General features: G+C 66.4%; 16 protein-coding genes and 1 pseudogene. 12 read left to right on the top strand and 5 right to left on the bottom strand.

The features are described 5' to 3' along the window. Positions 1-97 precede the first annotated feature (97 nt). From OKW35_RS09730 to OKW35_RS09785, 12 genes and pseudogenes are all read left to right on the top strand, one after another. The gene (locus tag OKW35_RS09730) at positions 98-1,060 is read left to right on the top strand and encodes a CheR family methyltransferase (RefSeq protein ID WP_429551779.1); all 963 of its coding nucleotides are present in this window, start codon (positions 98-100) and stop codon (positions 1,058-1,060) included. Beyond that, positions 1,057-1,777 (top strand): annotated as a pseudogene (gene cheD / locus OKW35_RS09735) (chemoreceptor glutamine deamidase CheD). Before OKW35_RS09730 ends, cheD begins: the two are co-directional and overlap by 4 nt. Before the next feature lie 5 nt (positions 1,778-1,782). Then, positions 1,783-2,871, top strand: coding sequence for a protein-glutamate methylesterase/protein-glutamine glutaminase (locus OKW35_RS09740; RefSeq protein WP_187613900.1), 1,089 nt, complete (start codon positions 1,783-1,785; stop codon positions 2,869-2,871). 61 nt (positions 2,872-2,932) lie between these two features. Further along, the gene (gene cheY, locus OKW35_RS09745; RefSeq protein WP_018418782.1) at positions 2,933-3,328 is read left to right on the top strand and encodes a chemotaxis response regulator CheY; all 396 of its coding nucleotides are present in this window, start codon (positions 2,933-2,935) and stop codon (positions 3,326-3,328) included. Position 3,329: 1 nt separating this feature from the next. Then, positions 3,330-4,040 (top strand): protein phosphatase CheZ, encoded by a 711-nt coding sequence (gene cheZ / locus OKW35_RS09750; protein ID WP_429490454.1) that lies wholly within the window; start codon positions 3,330-3,332, stop codon positions 4,038-4,040. Between the two features lie 337 nt (positions 4,041-4,377). Next, positions 4,378-4,923: a DUF2844 domain-containing protein gene (locus OKW35_RS09755; protein ID WP_184065972.1), complete on the top strand. Its 546-nt coding sequence runs from the start codon at positions 4,378-4,380 to the stop codon at positions 4,921-4,923. Between the two features lie 14 nt (positions 4,924-4,937). Beyond that, complete coding sequence (locus tag OKW35_RS09760; protein WP_429551780.1) at positions 4,938-6,257, top strand: DUF3443 domain-containing protein; 1,320 nt, start codon at positions 4,938-4,940, stop codon at positions 6,255-6,257. Positions 6,258-6,432: 175 nt separating this feature from the next. Beyond that, a complete protein-coding gene (gene flhB, locus OKW35_RS09765; RefSeq protein WP_429551781.1) occupies positions 6,433-7,668 on the top strand; it encodes a flagellar biosynthesis protein FlhB in 1,236 nt (411 codons plus the stop codon). Beyond that, positions 7,665-9,767 (top strand): flagellar biosynthesis protein FlhA, encoded by a 2,103-nt coding sequence (flhA, locus tag OKW35_RS09770; protein WP_429551782.1) that lies wholly within the window; start codon positions 7,665-7,667, stop codon positions 9,765-9,767. Before flhB ends, flhA begins: the two co-directional genes overlap by 4 nt. A gap of 247 nt (positions 9,768-10,014) precedes the next feature. Beyond that, positions 10,015-11,964, top strand: coding sequence for a flagellar biosynthesis protein FlhF (gene flhF, locus OKW35_RS09775; protein ID WP_429551783.1), 1,950 nt, complete (start codon positions 10,015-10,017; stop codon positions 11,962-11,964). Then, a complete protein-coding gene (locus OKW35_RS09780) occupies positions 11,957-12,826 on the top strand; it encodes a MinD/ParA family ATP-binding protein (protein WP_429551784.1) in 870 nt (289 codons plus the stop codon). The genes flhF and OKW35_RS09780 overlap by 8 nt, the downstream gene beginning before the upstream one ends. 30 nt (positions 12,827-12,856) lie before the next feature. Further along, a complete protein-coding gene (locus tag OKW35_RS09785) occupies positions 12,857-13,591 on the top strand; it encodes an RNA polymerase sigma factor FliA (RefSeq protein ID WP_090802497.1) in 735 nt (244 codons plus the stop codon). Positions 13,592-13,684: 93 nt separating this feature from the next. Here OKW35_RS09785 and OKW35_RS09790 read toward each other — a convergent pair whose 3' ends face one another. The 5 genes from OKW35_RS09790 to flgA form a co-directional block, all read right to left on the bottom strand. After that, the gene (locus OKW35_RS09790) at positions 13,685-14,095 is read right to left on the bottom strand and encodes a type II toxin-antitoxin system HicB family antitoxin (protein ID WP_090802498.1); all 411 of its coding nucleotides are present in this window, start codon (positions 14,093-14,095) and stop codon (positions 13,685-13,687) included. Next, positions 14,092-14,274: a type II toxin-antitoxin system HicA family toxin gene (locus tag OKW35_RS09795; RefSeq protein WP_013090886.1), complete on the bottom strand. Its 183-nt coding sequence runs from the start codon at positions 14,272-14,274 to the stop codon at positions 14,092-14,094. Before OKW35_RS09795 ends, OKW35_RS09790 begins: the two co-directional genes overlap by 4 nt. Before the next feature lie 290 nt (positions 14,275-14,564). Beyond that, a complete protein-coding gene (locus tag OKW35_RS09800) occupies positions 14,565-15,011 on the bottom strand; it encodes a flagella synthesis protein FlgN (RefSeq protein WP_018418771.1) in 447 nt (148 codons plus the stop codon). Between the two features lie 94 nt (positions 15,012-15,105). After that, on the bottom strand, positions 15,106-15,465 hold the full coding sequence (gene flgM, locus OKW35_RS09805) for a flagellar biosynthesis anti-sigma factor FlgM (protein WP_090802502.1): 360 nt from the start codon (positions 15,463-15,465) through the stop codon (positions 15,106-15,108). Positions 15,466-15,642: 177 nt separating this feature from the next. Beyond that, positions 15,643-17,109: a flagellar basal body P-ring formation chaperone FlgA gene (flgA, locus tag OKW35_RS09810; protein ID WP_429551785.1), complete on the bottom strand. Its 1,467-nt coding sequence runs from the start codon at positions 17,107-17,109 to the stop codon at positions 15,643-15,645. Positions 17,110-17,133 lie beyond the last annotated feature (24 nt).

Consider the following 17,133-nt stretch of genomic DNA (forward strand, 5'->3'; position numbering starts at 1 on the left):
TCGCGGGAGGGCGCGACCCCGCGACGACAATTCCTACCTCCCAGGCAGTCCGGCTGGGCGGCGAGCGTGATGGCTCATATCGCAGACAGGAATTTTCATGATGGCAACGCGCGCAACACAACGCCCCGCGCGGGCAGCACCTGACGGCACAGAGCCGGCCAGGTCCGTCGAGACGGGCCGCGATTTCGAATTTACGGCGGCCGATTTCGCCCGCATCCGCGAGCTGATTCATCGCGGGGCGGGCATCTCGCTGTCGGACCACAAGCGCGACATGGCGTATAGCCGCCTCGCGCGCCGCTTGCGGGCGCGCGGCATCGATACGTTCCGGCAGTATCTCGATCTGCTCGAAGCGGAAAACGATCCGGCCGAGTGGGAAGCGTTCACCAATGCCCTGACCACCAACCTCACGGCGTTTTTCCGCGAAGCCCATCACTTTCCGATCCTCGCCGAGTTCGTGCCGCGCCGTGCGCAACCGGTGTCCGTGTGGTGCTCGGCGGCATCGACGGGCGAGGAGCCGTACTCGATCGCGATGACGCTGCTCGAAGCGCTCGGCGACAGCGGCGCGCGCCAGGCGTCGGTGCTCGCGACCGACATCGACACCCAGGTGCTCGCGAAGGCCGAGGCCGGCGTCTACCAGTTCGACCAGGTCAAGCACCTGTCGCCCGAGCGGTTGAAGCGCTTCTTCCTGAAGGGCACGGGCGCGCATGCGGGGATGGTCAAGGTGCGTCCCGAAGTGCGCGCGCTCGTGCGCTTCGAGCAACTGAACCTGACCAATCGCGATTACCAGTTGCGCACGCAGTTCGACGCGATCTTCTGCCGCAACGTGATGATCTATTTCGACAAGCCGACGCAGGCGCAGGTGCTGTCGCGCTTCGAGCCGCTGATGAAACCGGGCGGCCTGTTGTTCGCCGGCCATTCGGAAAACTTCACGTACGTGACGCAAGCGTTCCGGTTGCGCGGCCAGACCGTCTACGAACTGACGCGTGACGCGGGCGGCGCGCGCGCGCCGTCGCGCGCCAACGCGCATGACGCGCATCAATCGAGCGGGGTGGCCGCATGAGCAGCACGCTGCCGATCGCTTCGAACCTGTACTACGACAACCACTTCCAGCGCCCCGGCGTGAAGCTGTTGCCCAACGAGTTCTATACGACGAGCGAAGACATGGTGCTCGTGACCGTGCTCGGCTCGTGCGTCGCGGCCTGCATCCAGGACCGCACCGCGGGCATCGGCGGCATGAATCACTTCATGCTGCCCGACGACGGCGCCGACGTCGCGCAGGCCGCGTCGGACTCGATGCGCTACGGTGCGTACGCGATGGAAGTGCTGATCAACGAACTGATCAAGGCGGGCGGGCGGCGCGAGCGCTTCGAGGCCAAGGTGTTCGGCGGCGGCGCGGTGCTCGCGGGCATGACCACGATGAACATCGGCGATCGCAACGCCGAGTTCGTGCGCCGCTATCTGGCCACCGAAAAGATCCGCATCGTCGCCGAGGACCTGCAGGGCTCGCACCCGCGCAAGGTCGCGTTCATGCCGCGCACCGGTCAGGTGATGGTGAAGAAATTGCGCTTGCAACAGGAAGCGGGCGTCGCCGAGCGCGAGCAGGCGCTCGTGCGGCAAAGCGCCGAAGCACGCGCGGAGCGGCTCGCCGCCGCGCGCAAGCGGGTCGAGCTGTTCGCGAAGCCGGCCCGCCGCCGCCGCGCGGCCGAGAATCGAACTGTTCGGCGCGAGCCCGCGCCCGACTCATTCCAACAACGCCAGAACCACAGAGGAGGCGTGAGCGCTGTGCAAAAGATCAAGGTATTGTGCGTCGACGATTCGGCGCTGATCCGCAGCCTGATGACCGAAATCATCAATAGCCAGCCGGACATGACGGTGGTGGCGACGGCACCCGATCCGCTCGTCGCGCGCGAGCTCATCAAGCAGCACAACCCGGACGTGTTGACGCTCGACGTCGAAATGCCGCGCATGGACGGCCTCGACTTTCTCGAGAAGCTGATGCGTCTGCGGCCGATGCCGGTCGTGATGGTGTCGTCGCTGACCGAGCGCGGCAACGAAATCACGCTGCGCGCGCTCGAACTCGGCGCGGTCGATTTCGTGACCAAGCCGAAGGTCGGCATTCGCGACGGCATGCTCGACTACGCGGAAAAGCTCGCCGACAAGGTTCGCGCGGCAGCCCGCGCGCGCGTACGCCAGGCGGCGCCGGCGCAGCATGCGGCCACCCAGGCCGCGCAGGCGCCGGCCGGCGCCGCGCCGCTCTTCAACAACCCGCTGCTGAGTACCGAGAAGCTGGTTATCGTCGGCGCCTCGACGGGCGGCACCGAAGCGATCCGCGAAGTGCTGGTGCCGCTGCCGCCCGACGCGCCCGCGGTGCTGATCGCGCAGCACATGCCGCCGGGCTTTACGAAATCTTTCGCGCAACGCCTCAATGGTTTGTGCCGGATTACCGTTAAAGAAGCGGAGCACGGCGAGCGTGTGCTGCCGGGGCACGCGTACATCGCGCCGGGCCATGCGCATCTGTTGCTCGCGAGGAGCGGTGCGAACTATATTGCGCATCTGTCCGACGACCCGCCGGTGAACCGGCATCGTCCGTCGGTCGATGTACTGTTCCGTTCGGCCGCGCAGCATGCGGGCAAGAACGCCGTTGGCGTGATCCTGACCGGCATGGGGCGCGACGGCGCGGCCGGGCTGCTGGAGATGAAAAAGGCCGGTGCCTACACGCTGGCGCAGGACGAGGCGAGTTGCATCGTGTTCGGCATGCCGCGCGAGGCGATCGCGCTCGGCGCGGCCGACGAAATCGCCGCGCTGCCGGACATGAGCCGGCGCGTGATGGCGCGTTTGTCGTCGATGGGTGACCGCGTTCAGCGGGTATGATGCGTGCCGGATGGAATGACGCGGCCGAGCGCCGCAACATGGATCAAGCAAAGGGAAAGAAATGGACAAGGGAATGAAGATTCTGGTGGTTGACGATTTTCCGACGATGCGCCGGATCGTCCGCAATCTGCTGAAGGAACTGGGCTACTCGAACGTCGACGAGGCGGAAGACGGCGCGGCCGGTCTCGCGCGTCTGCGCAGCGGCAGCTACGAGTTCGTGATCTCCGACTGGAACATGCCGAACCTCGACGGTCTCGCGATGCTGAAGGAAATCCGCGCCGACGCGAGCCTCGCGCATCTGCCGGTGTTGATGGTGACGGCCGAGTCGAAGAAGGAAAACATCATCGCGGCGGCGCAGGCCGGCGCGAGCGGTTACGTCGTCAAGCCGTTCACGGCCGCGACGCTCGACGAGAAGCTCAACAAGATCCTCGAGAAAATGGCGAAAGCCGGGAGCTGACGTGACGCCGCCGACCCAAACGCCTGGCGCCGAAGCTGGGAACGACAGCGGCGACTTCGCGTCGGACCGCATCCTTGCCCGCATCGGACAACTGACGCGCACGCTGCGCGATTCGATGCGCGAACTCGGGCTCGACAAGCACGTCGAGCGCGCGGCCGAAGCCGTGCCCGACGCGCGCGATCGCCTGAAGTACATCGCCAATATGACCGAGCAGGCCGCCGAGCGCGTGCTGTCGGCGATCGACGTCGCGAAGCCGATCCAGGAGCAGTTGCAGCAGGACGCCGGCGCGCTCGACGCGCGCTGGGAGCAGTGGTACGCCGCGCCGATCGAGCGCGAGGAAGTGCGCGCGCTGATGAACGACACGCGCAGCTTTCTGCGCGGCGTGCCCGAGGCGACCGGCGCGACCAACTCGCAGCTGATGGAGATCATGCTCGCGCAGGACTTCCAGGACCTGACCGGCCAGGTGATCAAGAAGATCACCGACGTCGTCTATCTGATCGAGCAGCAGTTGCTCGGCGTGCTGGTCGAGAACATCGCGCTCGAGCGGCGCGAGCAGTTCGCGGCGAACGCCGCGGCTCTCAAGGCGGAGGTGTCGTCGACGGGCAGCCCGGAGCATCTGCTCAACGGTCCGCAGATCAATCCGGAAGGCAAGACGGATGTGGTGCAGGATCAATCGCAGGTCGACGATCTGCTCGCGAGCCTCGGTTTCTGAGCAAGTGTCTCGGCCCGGCAAGCGCGCCGGGCTGGTGGTTTCTCCGCGATTTGCGCCAAACACGCATTCAATGAGTACCGGCTACCCATCTTCCGTACGTTTTGCTGCTAGTAATAGTCGGCAAGTCGCGCGCGTGGGCGCGCCTTGCGCCGGCTGAAAGAATCCGCAGGCATACTACGAGGTCAAAGCGGTACGGCACCCGGCCCGCGCAACGCCGGGCAGTCGCCCGGTGAGGCCATCCCTCAGCGTTGCGGCCGCGGCGGTGCCGTATCATCTGCCTATAAGCGGCCGCTTCGCGCAGTCGGCGAAGCGTGCCGCGGCTCGGGAGGAGCTTCTCATGTGGAGTCGTATTGGTCGCGCCGGAGTCACGGCGCTCGTATTGCCATGTTCGTTACTGGCCCTGACGGCCGCGCAATCCGCCCATGCGGCGTTGGGCAGCGCGCCGCTCACCCCCCCGTCCGACGCGTCGGTGTCCTCCCGCGTGGTGCAGCCCGCCAGCGGCACATCGCAAAGTGTCATGCGTTCTGAATCGAGCGCGGCGTCTTCCACATCTTCCACACCCGCTTCCTACACGGTACGCGAGACCACGTTCGGCAACGGCACCGTGGTGCGCGAATACCTGAGCACGAGCGGCGCGGTATTCGGGATTTCGTGGCATGGTCCGCAAATGCCCGATCTCAGTGATCTGCTCGGCAGTTATTTCCCGCAGTACGTGGCCGGCGTGAAGGCCGTGCGGGCCGCGCGCGGCAATGCGCGGGGGCCGGTCGCCGTCGACGAGAGCGGGCTGGTGGTGCGTTCGGGCGGCCACATGGGCGCGTTCAGCGGCGTCGCGTGGCTGCCCTCCGCGCTGCCGGCCGGCGTCAGCGGTTCCGACATCCAGTAACGGCGAGGACCACGATGCGAACCATGCTCACGACCGCGAACATCAAAAGCTGGATGCAGGCCGCGCTTGCCGTGCTGCTCACGGCGACGCTCGTCGCCTGCGGAGGCGGAGGCGGCGGTAGCGACAACAACTCCAGCTCCAACAATGGCGGCAACACCTCGAACGGACTGAACGGCGGTTCGCTGCCGGCCAGCCCGACCCAGCAGCCGATCTCCGCGAATGCGTCGAACACGGTGCCGATCACGGTCGGCCGGGGCGTTTCGGGTGTCATCAACATCCCGACCGTCAGCGTGAGGATCTGCGCGCCGGGCTCGACCAGCAACTGTCAGACCATCGACAATATCCAGGTCGACACCGGCTCGTTTGGCCTGCGCGTGGTCAGTTCAGTGCTCAGTTCGACGCTGCTCGGCGCGCTGCCGGTCAGCACGATTGGCAGCAACGGCGCGCAGCTCGCCGAGTGCGCGACGTTCGCGGACGGTTACACGTGGGGCTCGGTGCGTACCGCGATCGTGACGATCGGCGGTGAAACGACGACCAGCAGCATCCCGCTGCAGATCATCGGCGACAAGGCCGCGAGCACGGTACCAAGCGGCTGCGGCAGCGGCCCGGCCGAAAACACGGCCGCCGATCTGGGCGCGAACGGCATCCTCGGCATCGGCACCGCGCCGACCGATTGCGGCGCAACCTGCGCGAACACGACGACCGCGGCGACCTACAGCAACTACTTCGCCTGTCCGAACGGCACGTCGTGCACGCGCGCCGCGGTGCCGATTCCGCAACAGATCGCCAATCCGGTCGCGAACTTCCCGCTCGACAACAACGGCGTGATCGTACAGATGGCACCGGTGTCGAACACCGGGCAGGCGTCGGCGACCGGCACGCTGGTGTTCGGCATCGGCACGCAGGGGAACAACCCGCTTGCCGCTGCGCAGGTATTCACGACCGACCCATACGGCGACCTCAACAACAGCACTTTCAACGGCACGACCGTCCAGGCGTTCCTCGATTCCGGCTCGAACGCCTATTTCTTCGGCGATAGCACGCTCACGCTGTGCGGCAGCCAGTTCGCGGGCTTCTATTGCCCGTCGTCGGCGCAGACCCGCACGGTCACGCTGGTCGGGAAGAACAACGTGTCGGCGGTCGCGAGCATCGGCATCGTGAACGCGCAGACGCTGTTCGCCAACGGCAGCAACTACGCGTTCAACACGCTCGCCGGCCAGATCGGCGGCAGCGCCAGCTTCGACCTCGGTCTGCCGTACTTCTTCGGCCGCTACGTGTACTACCACCTCGATCAGACCGCGAGCGGCGGTCCCTCCCCCTTCGTCGGCTACTGAAGCCGCACGTCGATCCAATGCCGGACGGCGCGCGTGACAGACGCGCGAGCCGTCCGCTCATCCTTCGAAATACCCCCGTTTCTCCGCCCTTATCCGCCGATCGGCGCTTGCGTCGAGCAGGAATAATCGCTGTCACTGGAAAGAGGCGCCGTGCCTCGGCCGACTGGAGAGCTTTGTGGCAGAGGACAGCGACCTCGAAAAAACCGAATCCGCCACCCCTCGGCGCCTGCAGAAGGCGCGCGAGGAGGGGCAGATCGTGCGTTCGCGGGAGCTGTCGACCTTCGCGCTGCTCGCGGCCGGGTTCTACGGCGTATGGGGCATGTCGGGCAGCATCGGCGAGCATTTGCAGAACATGCTGCGTGCGTCGCTCACCTTCAACCACGCGAGCGCGTTCGACACCAGCCGCATGCTGATCGGCGCGGGCTCAGCGGGTCGCGAAGGACTCTACGCGCTCGTGCCGATACTCGGCGTCACCGGACTTGCCGCGCTGCTCGCACCGATGGCGCTGGGCGGCTGGCAACTGTCCGCGAAAGGGCTCGAGCCCAAGTTCAACCGGCTGAACCCGATCGAGGGCCTCGGCCGCATATTTTCGATCAACGGACCGATCCAGCTCGGCATGTCGCTCGCGAAGACGCTGGTGGTGGGGTTGATCGGCGGCACGGCGATCTGGAATCGCCACGAGCAATTCCTCGCGCTCGCGACGCAGCCGCTCAATCTCGCGCTCTCCAACTCCGTGCATCTGATCGCGGTGTGCTGCGGCATGACGGTGGCCGGCATGTTCGCGGTGGCCGCGCTCGACGTGCCGTACCAGCTGTGGTCGTTCCACAAGAAGCTGCGCATGACGAAGGAAGAAGTGAAGCGTGAGCATCGCGAGAGCGAAGGCGATCCGCACATCAAGGGCAAGATTCGCCAGCAGCAGCGCGCGATCGCGCGGCGCCGCATGATGGCGCAAGTGCCGAAGGCCGACGTGGTCGTGACCAACCCGACCCACTTCGCGGTCGCGCTGCAATATACGGACGGCGAGATGCGCGCGCCGAAGGTGGTCGCGAAGGGCGTGAACCTCGTGGCCGCGCGGATTCGCGAGATCGCCACCGAAAACAACGTGCCGCTGCTCGAAGCGCCGCCGCTCGCGCGTGCGCTCTATCACAACGTCGATCTGAATCGCGAGATTCCGGGGCCGCTCTATGGCGCGGTCGCGGAAGTGCTCGCGTGGGTCTATCAGCTGCGCCGCTTCAAGGCCGAAGGCGGCGACGTGCCGGTCGCGCCGACCGAACTCGACGTGCCGCCCGAACTCGACAAGGGCGGCGTATCGGACGAGGACGCCGCCGAGGAAGCCGCCAACACGCTGAACCCGGCCGACGACAACGCCAACGACGCCACTAGCGACGACAACAACGGAGCCTCCGCATGAACGCTCGCGCCGGTTTCCTCGCCCGACGCCCGGATGCGCTGAGCAGCACCAACCTGCGCGCCCTCGCCGGGCCGGTGCTGATCTGCATGATCCTCGGCATGATGATTCTGCCGTTGCCGCCGTTCCTGCTGGATCTGCTGTTCACGTTCAACATCGCGCTGTCGGTGATGGTGCTGCTCGTCAGCATGTACACGATGAAGCCGCTCGACTTCGCCGCGTTCCCGAGCGTGCTGCTGTTCTCGACGCTGCTGCGGCTGTCGCTGAACGTCGCCTCGACGCGGGTCGTGCTGCTCGAAGGCCATACCGGTCCCGATGCGGCCGGTCAGGTGATCGAGTCGTTCGGCCACTTCCTCGTGGGCGGTAACTTCGCGGTTGGTATCGTCGTGTTCGTGATCCTGATGGTGATCAACTTCATGGTGATCACGAAGGGCGCGGGGCGGATCGCCGAAGTGTCCGCGCGCTTCACGCTCGACGCGATGCCCGGCAAGCAGATGGCGATCGACGCCGATCTGAACGCCGGCCTCATCAACGAAGAGCAGGCTCGCACGCGGCGCAAGGAGATCTCGCAGGAAGCGGAGTTCTACGGCTCGATGGACGGCGCGAGCAAGTTCGTGCGAGGCGATGCGGTCGCCGGCCTCCTGATCATGGTGATCAACATCATCGGCGGGCTGATCGTCGGGATGGTCCAGCACGACATGAGTTTTGCCGCGGCGGGCAAGAACTACACGCTGCTGACGATCGGCGACGGCCTCGTCGCGCAGATTCCGTCGCTGGTGATTTCGACGGCGGCCGGCGTGATCGTTTCGCGCGTCGCGACCAACGAGGACATCGGCACGCAGCTGACCGGCCAGCTGTTCACGAACCCGCGCGTGCTGATGATCACCGGCTGCATTCTCGTGCTGATGGGACTGATCCCGGGCATGCCGCACTTCGCGTTCCTGATTCTCGGCGGCGGCCTGATCCAGCTCGGCCGCACGATGAAGAAGCGCACCGAGGAGCGCAAGAACGCACCGGCGCTCGTCGACGTCGCGCCGGCCGCGCTGGCGCCGGTCGAAAACGCCGAGGCGAGCTGGGACGACGTGACGATGATCGACACGCTCGGCCTCGAAGTCGGCTACCGGCTGATTCCACTCGTCGACAAGAACTCGGACGGCGAACTGCTCAAGCGGATCAAGAGCATCCGCAAGAAGTTCGCGCAGGAAATCGGCTTTTTGCCGCCGGTCATTCATATCCGCGACAACCTCGAATTGCGGCCGAACGGCTATCGGATCGCGTTGAAGGGCGTCGAGGTCGGCTCGGGCGAGGCGTATCCGGGCCAGTGGCTCGCGATCAACCCGGGCCAGGTATCGGCCGCGCTGCCGGGCACGCCGACCCAGGACCCGGCGTTCGGCCTGCCCGCCATCTGGATCGACACGAATCTGCGCGAACAGGCGCAGGTATACGGCTACACGGTCGTCGATTCGAGCACGGTGGTCGCGACGCACCTGAATCACCTCGTCGTCACGCACGCGTCGGAGCTGCTCGGCCGCCGCGAGGTGCAGTCGCTGGTCGAGCGGATGCAGAAGGACACGGCGTCGCTTGTCGACGATCTGGTGCCGAAGATGCTGACGCTCACCACGCTGCAAAAGGTGCTACAGAACCTGCTCGAAGAAGGCGTGCCGATTCGCGACATGCGCACGATCCTCGAAGCGCTCGCCGAACACGCGACCAAGCTCACCGACCCGCACGACCTCACCGCCGCGGTGCGGCTCGCGCTGGGCCGCGCGATCACGCAGCAGTGGTTCCCCGGGGCCGCCGACATGCAGGTGATGGGCCTCGACGCGAACCTCGAACGGGTGCTGTCGCAGGCGCTATCGACCGGCCCGAACCCGGGCCTCGAACCGGGTCTCGCGAACACGCTGCTCACCGAAACGCAGAAAGCGATGACGCGTCAGCAGAACCTTGGCCTCGCTCCGGTGCTGCTGGTGCAGCACGCACTGCGGCCGATGCTCGCGCGCTTCCTGCGCCGCAGCCTGCCGCAGCTGAAGGTGCTCTCGTATGCGGAAGTGCCCGATACGCGCAACGTCAAGGTGGTCAATCTGATCGGCGCGCACGGCTGACCAAGGTCGCTCGCTCGCGGCCGTCGATACAACGCAACCGGCGCTCAAATGGGGCGCCGGTTTGCGTTTGCACGGCTCTCCCAGGCTCGTCGAACGATGCGTCTGCCGTGTGTCCATCGCGCGAATTACCCACCTTTAACGGTCTTTATCCATCGATCGTCGCCCGACGCCTTTCGCAATAATTGATCGCAATGGGAAGCGGTGTATTGCCGGTCCGTCAGTCCGTATACCTCATCGGGGGTCCAGCTTGAACATTCGTAAATTTGTCGGTGCTACCAGTCGCGATGCGTTGCGTCTCGTTCGCGAAGCACTTGGCCCCGATGCGGTCGTGCTGTCGAATCGCACGATGGACGACGGCAGCGTCGAAATCGTCGCGCTCGCCGATAGCGACCTCGCCGCGATCACGCCGAAAGCGCGCGAAGGCGCGCAGGCCGCGGCGCTCGGCACGGGCTCAGGTGCGGCATCGACGCTGGCCCCGCGCGGCTTGTTCGCGGCGCCGACGAATCCGTACGCGAGCGCAATGCCGGACGTGTTTTCGTCGGTGTTCGGCGCGAGCCCGGAAGCGGGTGGTGAAGCGACGCCGGCGATCGAGCCGGCGAATGCGGCTGCGGATTTCATGACCGGCTCGGTGAACAGGACGGCGCTCAATTCGGCGCTCAGCCAGGCGCTCAGCATGTCCGCGAATCAAGCAGCGCCCGCCGCAAGCCAGTCGGCGTCCAGCGCGGCCACATCGTTCAACGCACCGGCCACGCCCGCCGCTGCCGCCACGCCTTCCGGCGCGAGCGCCCGCGCCGCGGCCGCGCGCCTGTCGAAAGACATCCGCGCGGATTTGCTGAAAGCTGCCGGCGTGCCGGTACCGCCGGCTAACGCATCGAGCGAAGCCGCCGCGCCGCGCACGATGGCCGAGTCGAATCCGTGGCTCATCGATCACGCGCGCCGCCTCGCGGCCGAGCAGCAGCAACAGAGCGGCCAATACAGCGCGCGTCCCGCCGCGATGACGCCCGCCGTCGCGACCGCCAATGGCCTCGGCAGCGCAGTCGACGCGCGGCCGGCCGCCGTGCCGCCGGTGATCGACACGCCCGACTGGGCGCGCGAAGCCGCCGAAGCCGCTGCGCGCCGCGCCGCTCAGAAGATCGCGCCCGTGCCGTCCGCTACTGACGAAAGCCGCACGCCGTCCGCCGTCGCCGAAGCGATCAAGGGGCGCATGGAGCAGGTCGTCAAGGACACCGTGATGAACGAGCTGTCGTCGATGCGCGACATGATGGAAGAGCACTTCGCGGGTCTGCTGTGGGGCGATCGACAGCGCCGCAGTCCCGTACGCGCCGCGCTCACCAAGCACCTGTTCGCCGCCGGCTTTTCCGCGCAGCTCGTGCAGATGCTGGTCGACAACCTGCCCGAAGATGTCGACACGATGGATGGCGGCATGGACTGGGTGCGCTCGGTGCTCGAGTCGAACCTGCCGGTGATGGAGGACGAAGACGCGCTGATGGAGCGCGGCGGCGTATTCGCGCTGATGGGGCCGACCGGCGTAGGCAAGACGACGACCACCGCGAAGCTCGCAGCGCGCTGCGTGATGCGCTTCGGCGCGAGCAAGGTGGCGCTGCTGACGACCGACAGCTACCGCATCGGCGGTCATGAACAGCTGCGCATCTTCGGCAAGATTCTCGGCGTTTCGGTGCATGCGGTGAAGGACAGCGCCGATCTGCAGCTCGCGCTCTCGGAGTTGCGCAACAAGCACATCGTGCTGATCGATACGATCGGTATGAGCCAGCGCGACCGGCTCGTGTCCGACCAGATCGCGATGCTAAGCCGCGCCGGCCAGCCGGTGCAGCGTCTGTTGCTGCTCAACGCGACGAGCCACGGCGACACGTTGAACGAAGTCGTGCAGGCGTATCAGCGCGCGTCGGACCAGCAGCCGCTCGCCGGCTGCATTCTGACCAAGCTCGACGAAGCGACCAACCTCGGCGGCGTGCTCGATACGGTGATCCGCTACAAGCTGCCGGTGCATTACGTATCGACCGGACAGAAGGTGCCGGAGAACCTTTACGTCGCGACGAAGAAATTCCTGATCAAGAGCACCTTCTGCATTCCGCGCGACAGCTCGCCGTTCGTGCCGCACGACGACGACATCCCCGCTTTGCTGTCCTCGCTGTCCGCACGTTCGACGGCCGAGCTGCACGAGGTTCGCTTTGGATAAGTTCGTTTCGGATCAAGCCGAAGGGTTGCGGCGGCTGCTCGGGCGCGGCGGCGCGCGCGTGATCGCGTTGGCGGGTGCGTCGTCGGGCGTCGGTAATACGACCGTGGCGGTCAACCTCGCCGCGGCGCTCGCACAGCAGGGCAAGGACGTGCTGGTGATCGACGAATGCGTCGGTGAGAAGTCGGTGAGCGCGATGCTTGGCGGCCTGCGCGGCGCGGGCAACTTCGCGGCGGTGATGCGCGGCGAGAGCCCGGTCGATTTCGCCGCCGCGCGTCACGCGCTCGGTTTTTCGGTGCTGTCCGCCTCGCGCAACAACCGCGAGGGGCATACGGAGGCCGAACTCGGTGTGCTGCTCGGCGGCTCGGCCGATATCGTGCTGATCGACGCGCAACTCGACGACGAAGGGCATCTGTCGCCGCTCGCCAGGCAGGCACATGACGTGATGATCGTCGCGCGCATGTCGGGCGAGGCGATCACCGAGGCCTATGCGTGCATCAAGCGTTTGCATTACGCGCACGCGATCGCGCAGTTGCGCGTGCTCGCGAATCACGTCCAAAGCGCCGACGACGCGCAAGCCGCGTTCGCGAATCTCGCCGGCGTGGCCGGCCGTTACCTGACCGTCGCGTTGGAAAACGCCGGCTGCATTGCGGCCGACGTGCGCATCGCACGGGCACTCGAGCTGTCGCGCTGCGTGGTCGACGCGTTTCCGTCGACACCGGCCGCGCGCGACTTCCGCCATCTCGCCGCCGAATTGCAGTACTGGCCGATGCGGCCAGCGATGTCGTCGCAAACGCCCTGGCGGGCGCCTGCGACAGTTACAGCGGCGCACCACGCCGACCAACCGTCCGCGCATCACGCTTGAAAGGCGTGCACGAAGGACAAGGGGAGCACGATGTACAACGCTCAGGGAAAGATTTCTCAGGCCGAAGTTTTGACGAAGTACGCACCGCTCGTGCGTCGACTCGGCTTGCAGCTTGTCGCGAAAATGCCGGCGAGCGTCGATCTCGACGACCTGATCCAGGCCGGCATGATCGGTTTGCTGGATGCCGCCGGCCGCTACAAGGAAGACCAGGGCGCGCAGTTCGAGACCTATGCCAGCCAGCGGATTCGCGGCGCGATGCTCGACGAGTTGCGCAGCAACGACTGGCTGCCGCGCAGCCTGCGCCGCACGTCGCGCGAAGTGGAATCCGCGGTGCACAAGGTGGAGCAGAACCTCGGCCGCTCGGCGAGCGAGGCGGAGGTCGCCGAGCACCTGCAAATGCCGCTCGACGAATATCAGTCGATGCTGCAGGACCTGCATGGCAGCCAGCTGATCTACTACGAAGACTTCGACCGCTCCGCCGACGACGAACCTTTTCTGGACCGCTACTGCGTCGATCATTCCGATCCGCTCTCGGCGCTGCTCGACGACAGCCTGCGCTCGGCGCTCATCGAAGCGATCGACCGCTTGCCGGAGCGCGAGAAGCTGCTGATGTCGCTCTACTACGAGCGCGGCATGAATCTGCGCGAGATCGGCGCGGTGATGGAAGTGAGCGAATCGCGCGTGTGCCAGTTGCATAGCCAGGCCGTGGCACGCCTGCGCGCCCGACTGCGCGAAATGGCCTGGGCGAACGCCGAAGCGAACTGACGCCACCGCGGCGCCGCACGCCGTTTTTCAAACGCCGTCTGCAGATGCGGCGGTGCGCCGATGCCGATGCGCGCCTGTGCCGCCTACCGTTGCTCAGGCGTTCGCCATCTCATGCTCGGCGGCGAGCGCGAGAAACGCCGAGCGCGACATACCGCGCGCCTGCGCATACGCGTCGATCTCCTGCACCAGCACCTCGGGCAGCGAGATGTTGATGCGAACCGCCTTCTTTAACGCCGGAATATTGCGCGTCGTCACGAATCCCCATGTGAACCCCGCGAACTCGGGATTGCGCCGATGCTCGCCTAGCGTGAGAGGCTCGGGCAGCGGCAGCCCTTCGTCGAGCAAGGTTTCGAGATGCGATTCGATTGCCTCTTTCGCGTTCACATACGCTTGTTCGAGCGTGTCGCCCGCGGAGTAGCAGCCTGGAATATCGGGCACCACGACGCCGAACGCGTGCGTGTTGTCTCCGGGTTCGATGGCGATCGGAAAGATCAGATGCTTCATTTGAGCCCCGCCTGTTTCAGAATGCTGTTCAGGGTGCCGGCCGGCAAATCTTTTTTCGGATGCGGGACGGTCACGAGCCCCCGTTTTCCCGCGTGCCTGAAATGATGGTGACTGCCCGCTATGCGGACGAGCTGCCAGCCATTCGCTTGAATCAATTTGACGACCTCGGCACTGTTCATACATCATACCCTCCATTATACACACGCCTACACAAACTAACGAGCAAACAAGCTTCCGCCCGTCGAATTGCGGCCGCGTCGAAGCCGCGGCGTTGGCGAAAGCTCGAACGAAGTCACCATTTCAACGTGACGAGGTGGACTAGCGCCAGCTAGCCGAACGGCTAACGCAGCGCGGAACGGACAGGGAAGTGGGTGGAAAAGCGGCGGCGGAAAAGGAAAAAGCCCGTCGATGACGGGCTTTTTCATTCATTTCGTGTATTGCTCGATTGCAGGCCGGGCAGGCGGGCCGATCAAAGTCCCGAATAAGCCGGAACTCGTCCATCCGGCCCGTACAGATTCGTCTTGCGCGGCACGTTGACTTGCAGCGCCTTTAGCGCGCGCTCGTTGTAGTCCATCCGCACGCGGATCAGCTCGCCGTTGTTGGTGTTGACGCGCCGCGCGCGATCCGCGGCTTTCTGCAGCAGCTTCCATTGCGTCGCGACGCGCGCGTCGGTGCTGGCCGCGAGCTCCATGCCGGACCAGCCGGTCGGAAAGCCGAGTTCGGCCAGATGCGAGTCGCGCGCGGCTTCGAGCCTCGCGAGCACGCCGATCAGCTCGGTTTTTTTCTCGACGATCGCCGGCAACTGCTCCAGCGGCGAGACCGCCGTCAGCGCTTTGGTTTCGAGAGTGAGGATCGAGGCGAATGCCTCGACGGTCGAATATTCTTCGATCAGGGTAGCAACGAGGGCGTCTTTCATATCAACAACTCGCTACGCACACTGGCTCGCGAACGGCGCGCGAACCGGGTTGGTCGGACGCCGCCCGGCAGATCACCGCGCGGCGAAATGCCGATCAGTTGCCAGTCGACGAGGTTTTGTTCTGCAACAGGTCGCGCGCCGTCTGCAGCACGCCGTCGGCGATCTTGCCGGAGTCGATCTGCAGCTTGCCGTCCTTGATCGCCTGTTTGATCGACTCGACGTGCGCGGTGTCGATGTCGGCCGAGCCGGAGGCCGCGAGGCTGCGCAGATGCTGCGACAGACCCGACAGGCTCACGCTCGTTTCGCCCGACGCGCTGCTCGCGGCCGGCGCGGCGGTGCTCGTCGCGCCCTGGGTGGTGCTGGCTGCCGGCGTGGCTTCGTCGCTCTGCTGCGAACGGGACAAAGCGTCTTTCAAGGACGGCAGATTTGAAGAGGTGGTGGGATCGACTTTCACGATTGGCTTCCCTAACGATTTGATCCTGATAACGGCAACCGCTGATCAAAACTTTAGCGCAATCGCTCGACACCCGGCTCGCCGCCAGGTGGCCATCTACCCCTTTCAATCCCCGTCCGTCTGCCCTGGCCACCGGGGCGCCGACCGTTTCGACGGTGCTCGTTGCCGCCAGCCCGCTCACATCTGGATCTCCACCGTGCCGCCGTCCCTGACGATGCCGGAGATGATCTGGCCGTTGGCGGTCTTCACGCGCACCTGCTGGCCCGGCGACGCGTTGTTCATCGCGCTGCCCTCGGACGAGATCGAGAAACCGTCGCCGGCCGCGATGACCCGCACGGTCTGGCCGAACACCACCGCCGACGCGCTCTTCAGCATGTCGCGGCGCAGCGGCATGCCGCCCGCGATCCGCACGAGCGAGACCGAGCCGACCGCCTGCGACGGGTCGGTGACGATCGCCTGCGGCAGGCCGGTCAGGTCGCCTTCGCGCGCGACGAGGTCGGCGGCCGTGAGCACTTCGCCCGGCGCCATCGCGCGGGCGGCGAGGTAGTAGGTCGCATGCAGCGAGATGCGCGCCTGCAGATAGATGGTCCACGGCCGCTCGCCCGCGCAGCGCACGCCGACCGTCAGCCGGCCCCACAGGCGCGCGCCGGTCGGCATGAACGGTTCGAGCGACGTGCACGCGGCGAGGCCGCGCGGAAACGCGGACGCGACAGTGATGTCGGCCTTGCCGGGCAGGCCGACGGCCTGCTGTTGCAGGAACGCGAGCGCGCTTGCGTGAATCGCTTCCGGGTCCTGCTGGCCAGGCAGCGGCGCGGCGGCTTGCGCAGCCGTCGCGGCGGTAGCGGTCTGCGGCGTTCTCTGTGCAATGACGGCCGCCGGCTGGCGCGAGCCAGGCGACGTCGCGGGTGTTCTCGCGATCCCGGGATGCGCCGGCTGCGCCGCAGCGGCCGCGATCGGCTTGCCATTCGCGCCGAACTCGGGCGGCTCGCCGCGCGCGGCGAGACTGTCGAAACCGTCGCCTTGCGGCGCACTGGCCGCGACCACGCGCTGATTCGCGACGCTGGCGGCCGGGCCCGCTTCGACATTGACGCGCGCGACGCCCGACGCCTCAGTGCTGGCCGCCGGCGGAATCGTCACGACGCCGTTGGCGTCCGGTTTGAAGTTGGTGCGGATGATGGCCGGCGCGGCGGCAGCGGGCTCGCCCGCGCCCGGAATGACGATCGCGCCGCTTGCGCTCGCGGCACGCCCGAACGTATCGGTGTCGCGCGACCCGCTCGCGCGGCCGAGCGACTGTGCGGTCGCCGCCGCGAGCGACGCCGCCGACGCGCTGCGCTGCGCCGGCGTCTGAATCCGTTGCGCGAGATCGTTCAGCGCGGCGGGATTTTTCTCGGCGGGCCCGGCAATCACGATCGGGCCGCCCGCATCCTGCGCCTGGGTCGTGGCCGGCAGCAACACGATGCCGCCCGCAACCCATACCGCGGCCCGCGTCAGGCAATGCGCAAGGCAACGCGAGAAAGAGCGCGGCACCGGCTGGGCGAGCGCGCCCTCCGAACCATCGCCCCGTTCATCGACCCGGACACCCCCCACGCGACGCATCGTCGTGCCGCTCGCCGGCTGCGGCAAGGTGTTGGTGGGCTGGTCCATCGCGGGTCTCCATCGAATGCATCG

It is taken from the genome of Paraburkholderia sp. MM5477-R1 (assembly GCF_050436385.1).
Taxonomy (GTDB): Bacteria; Pseudomonadota; Gammaproteobacteria; order Burkholderiales; family Burkholderiaceae; genus Paraburkholderia; species Paraburkholderia tuberum.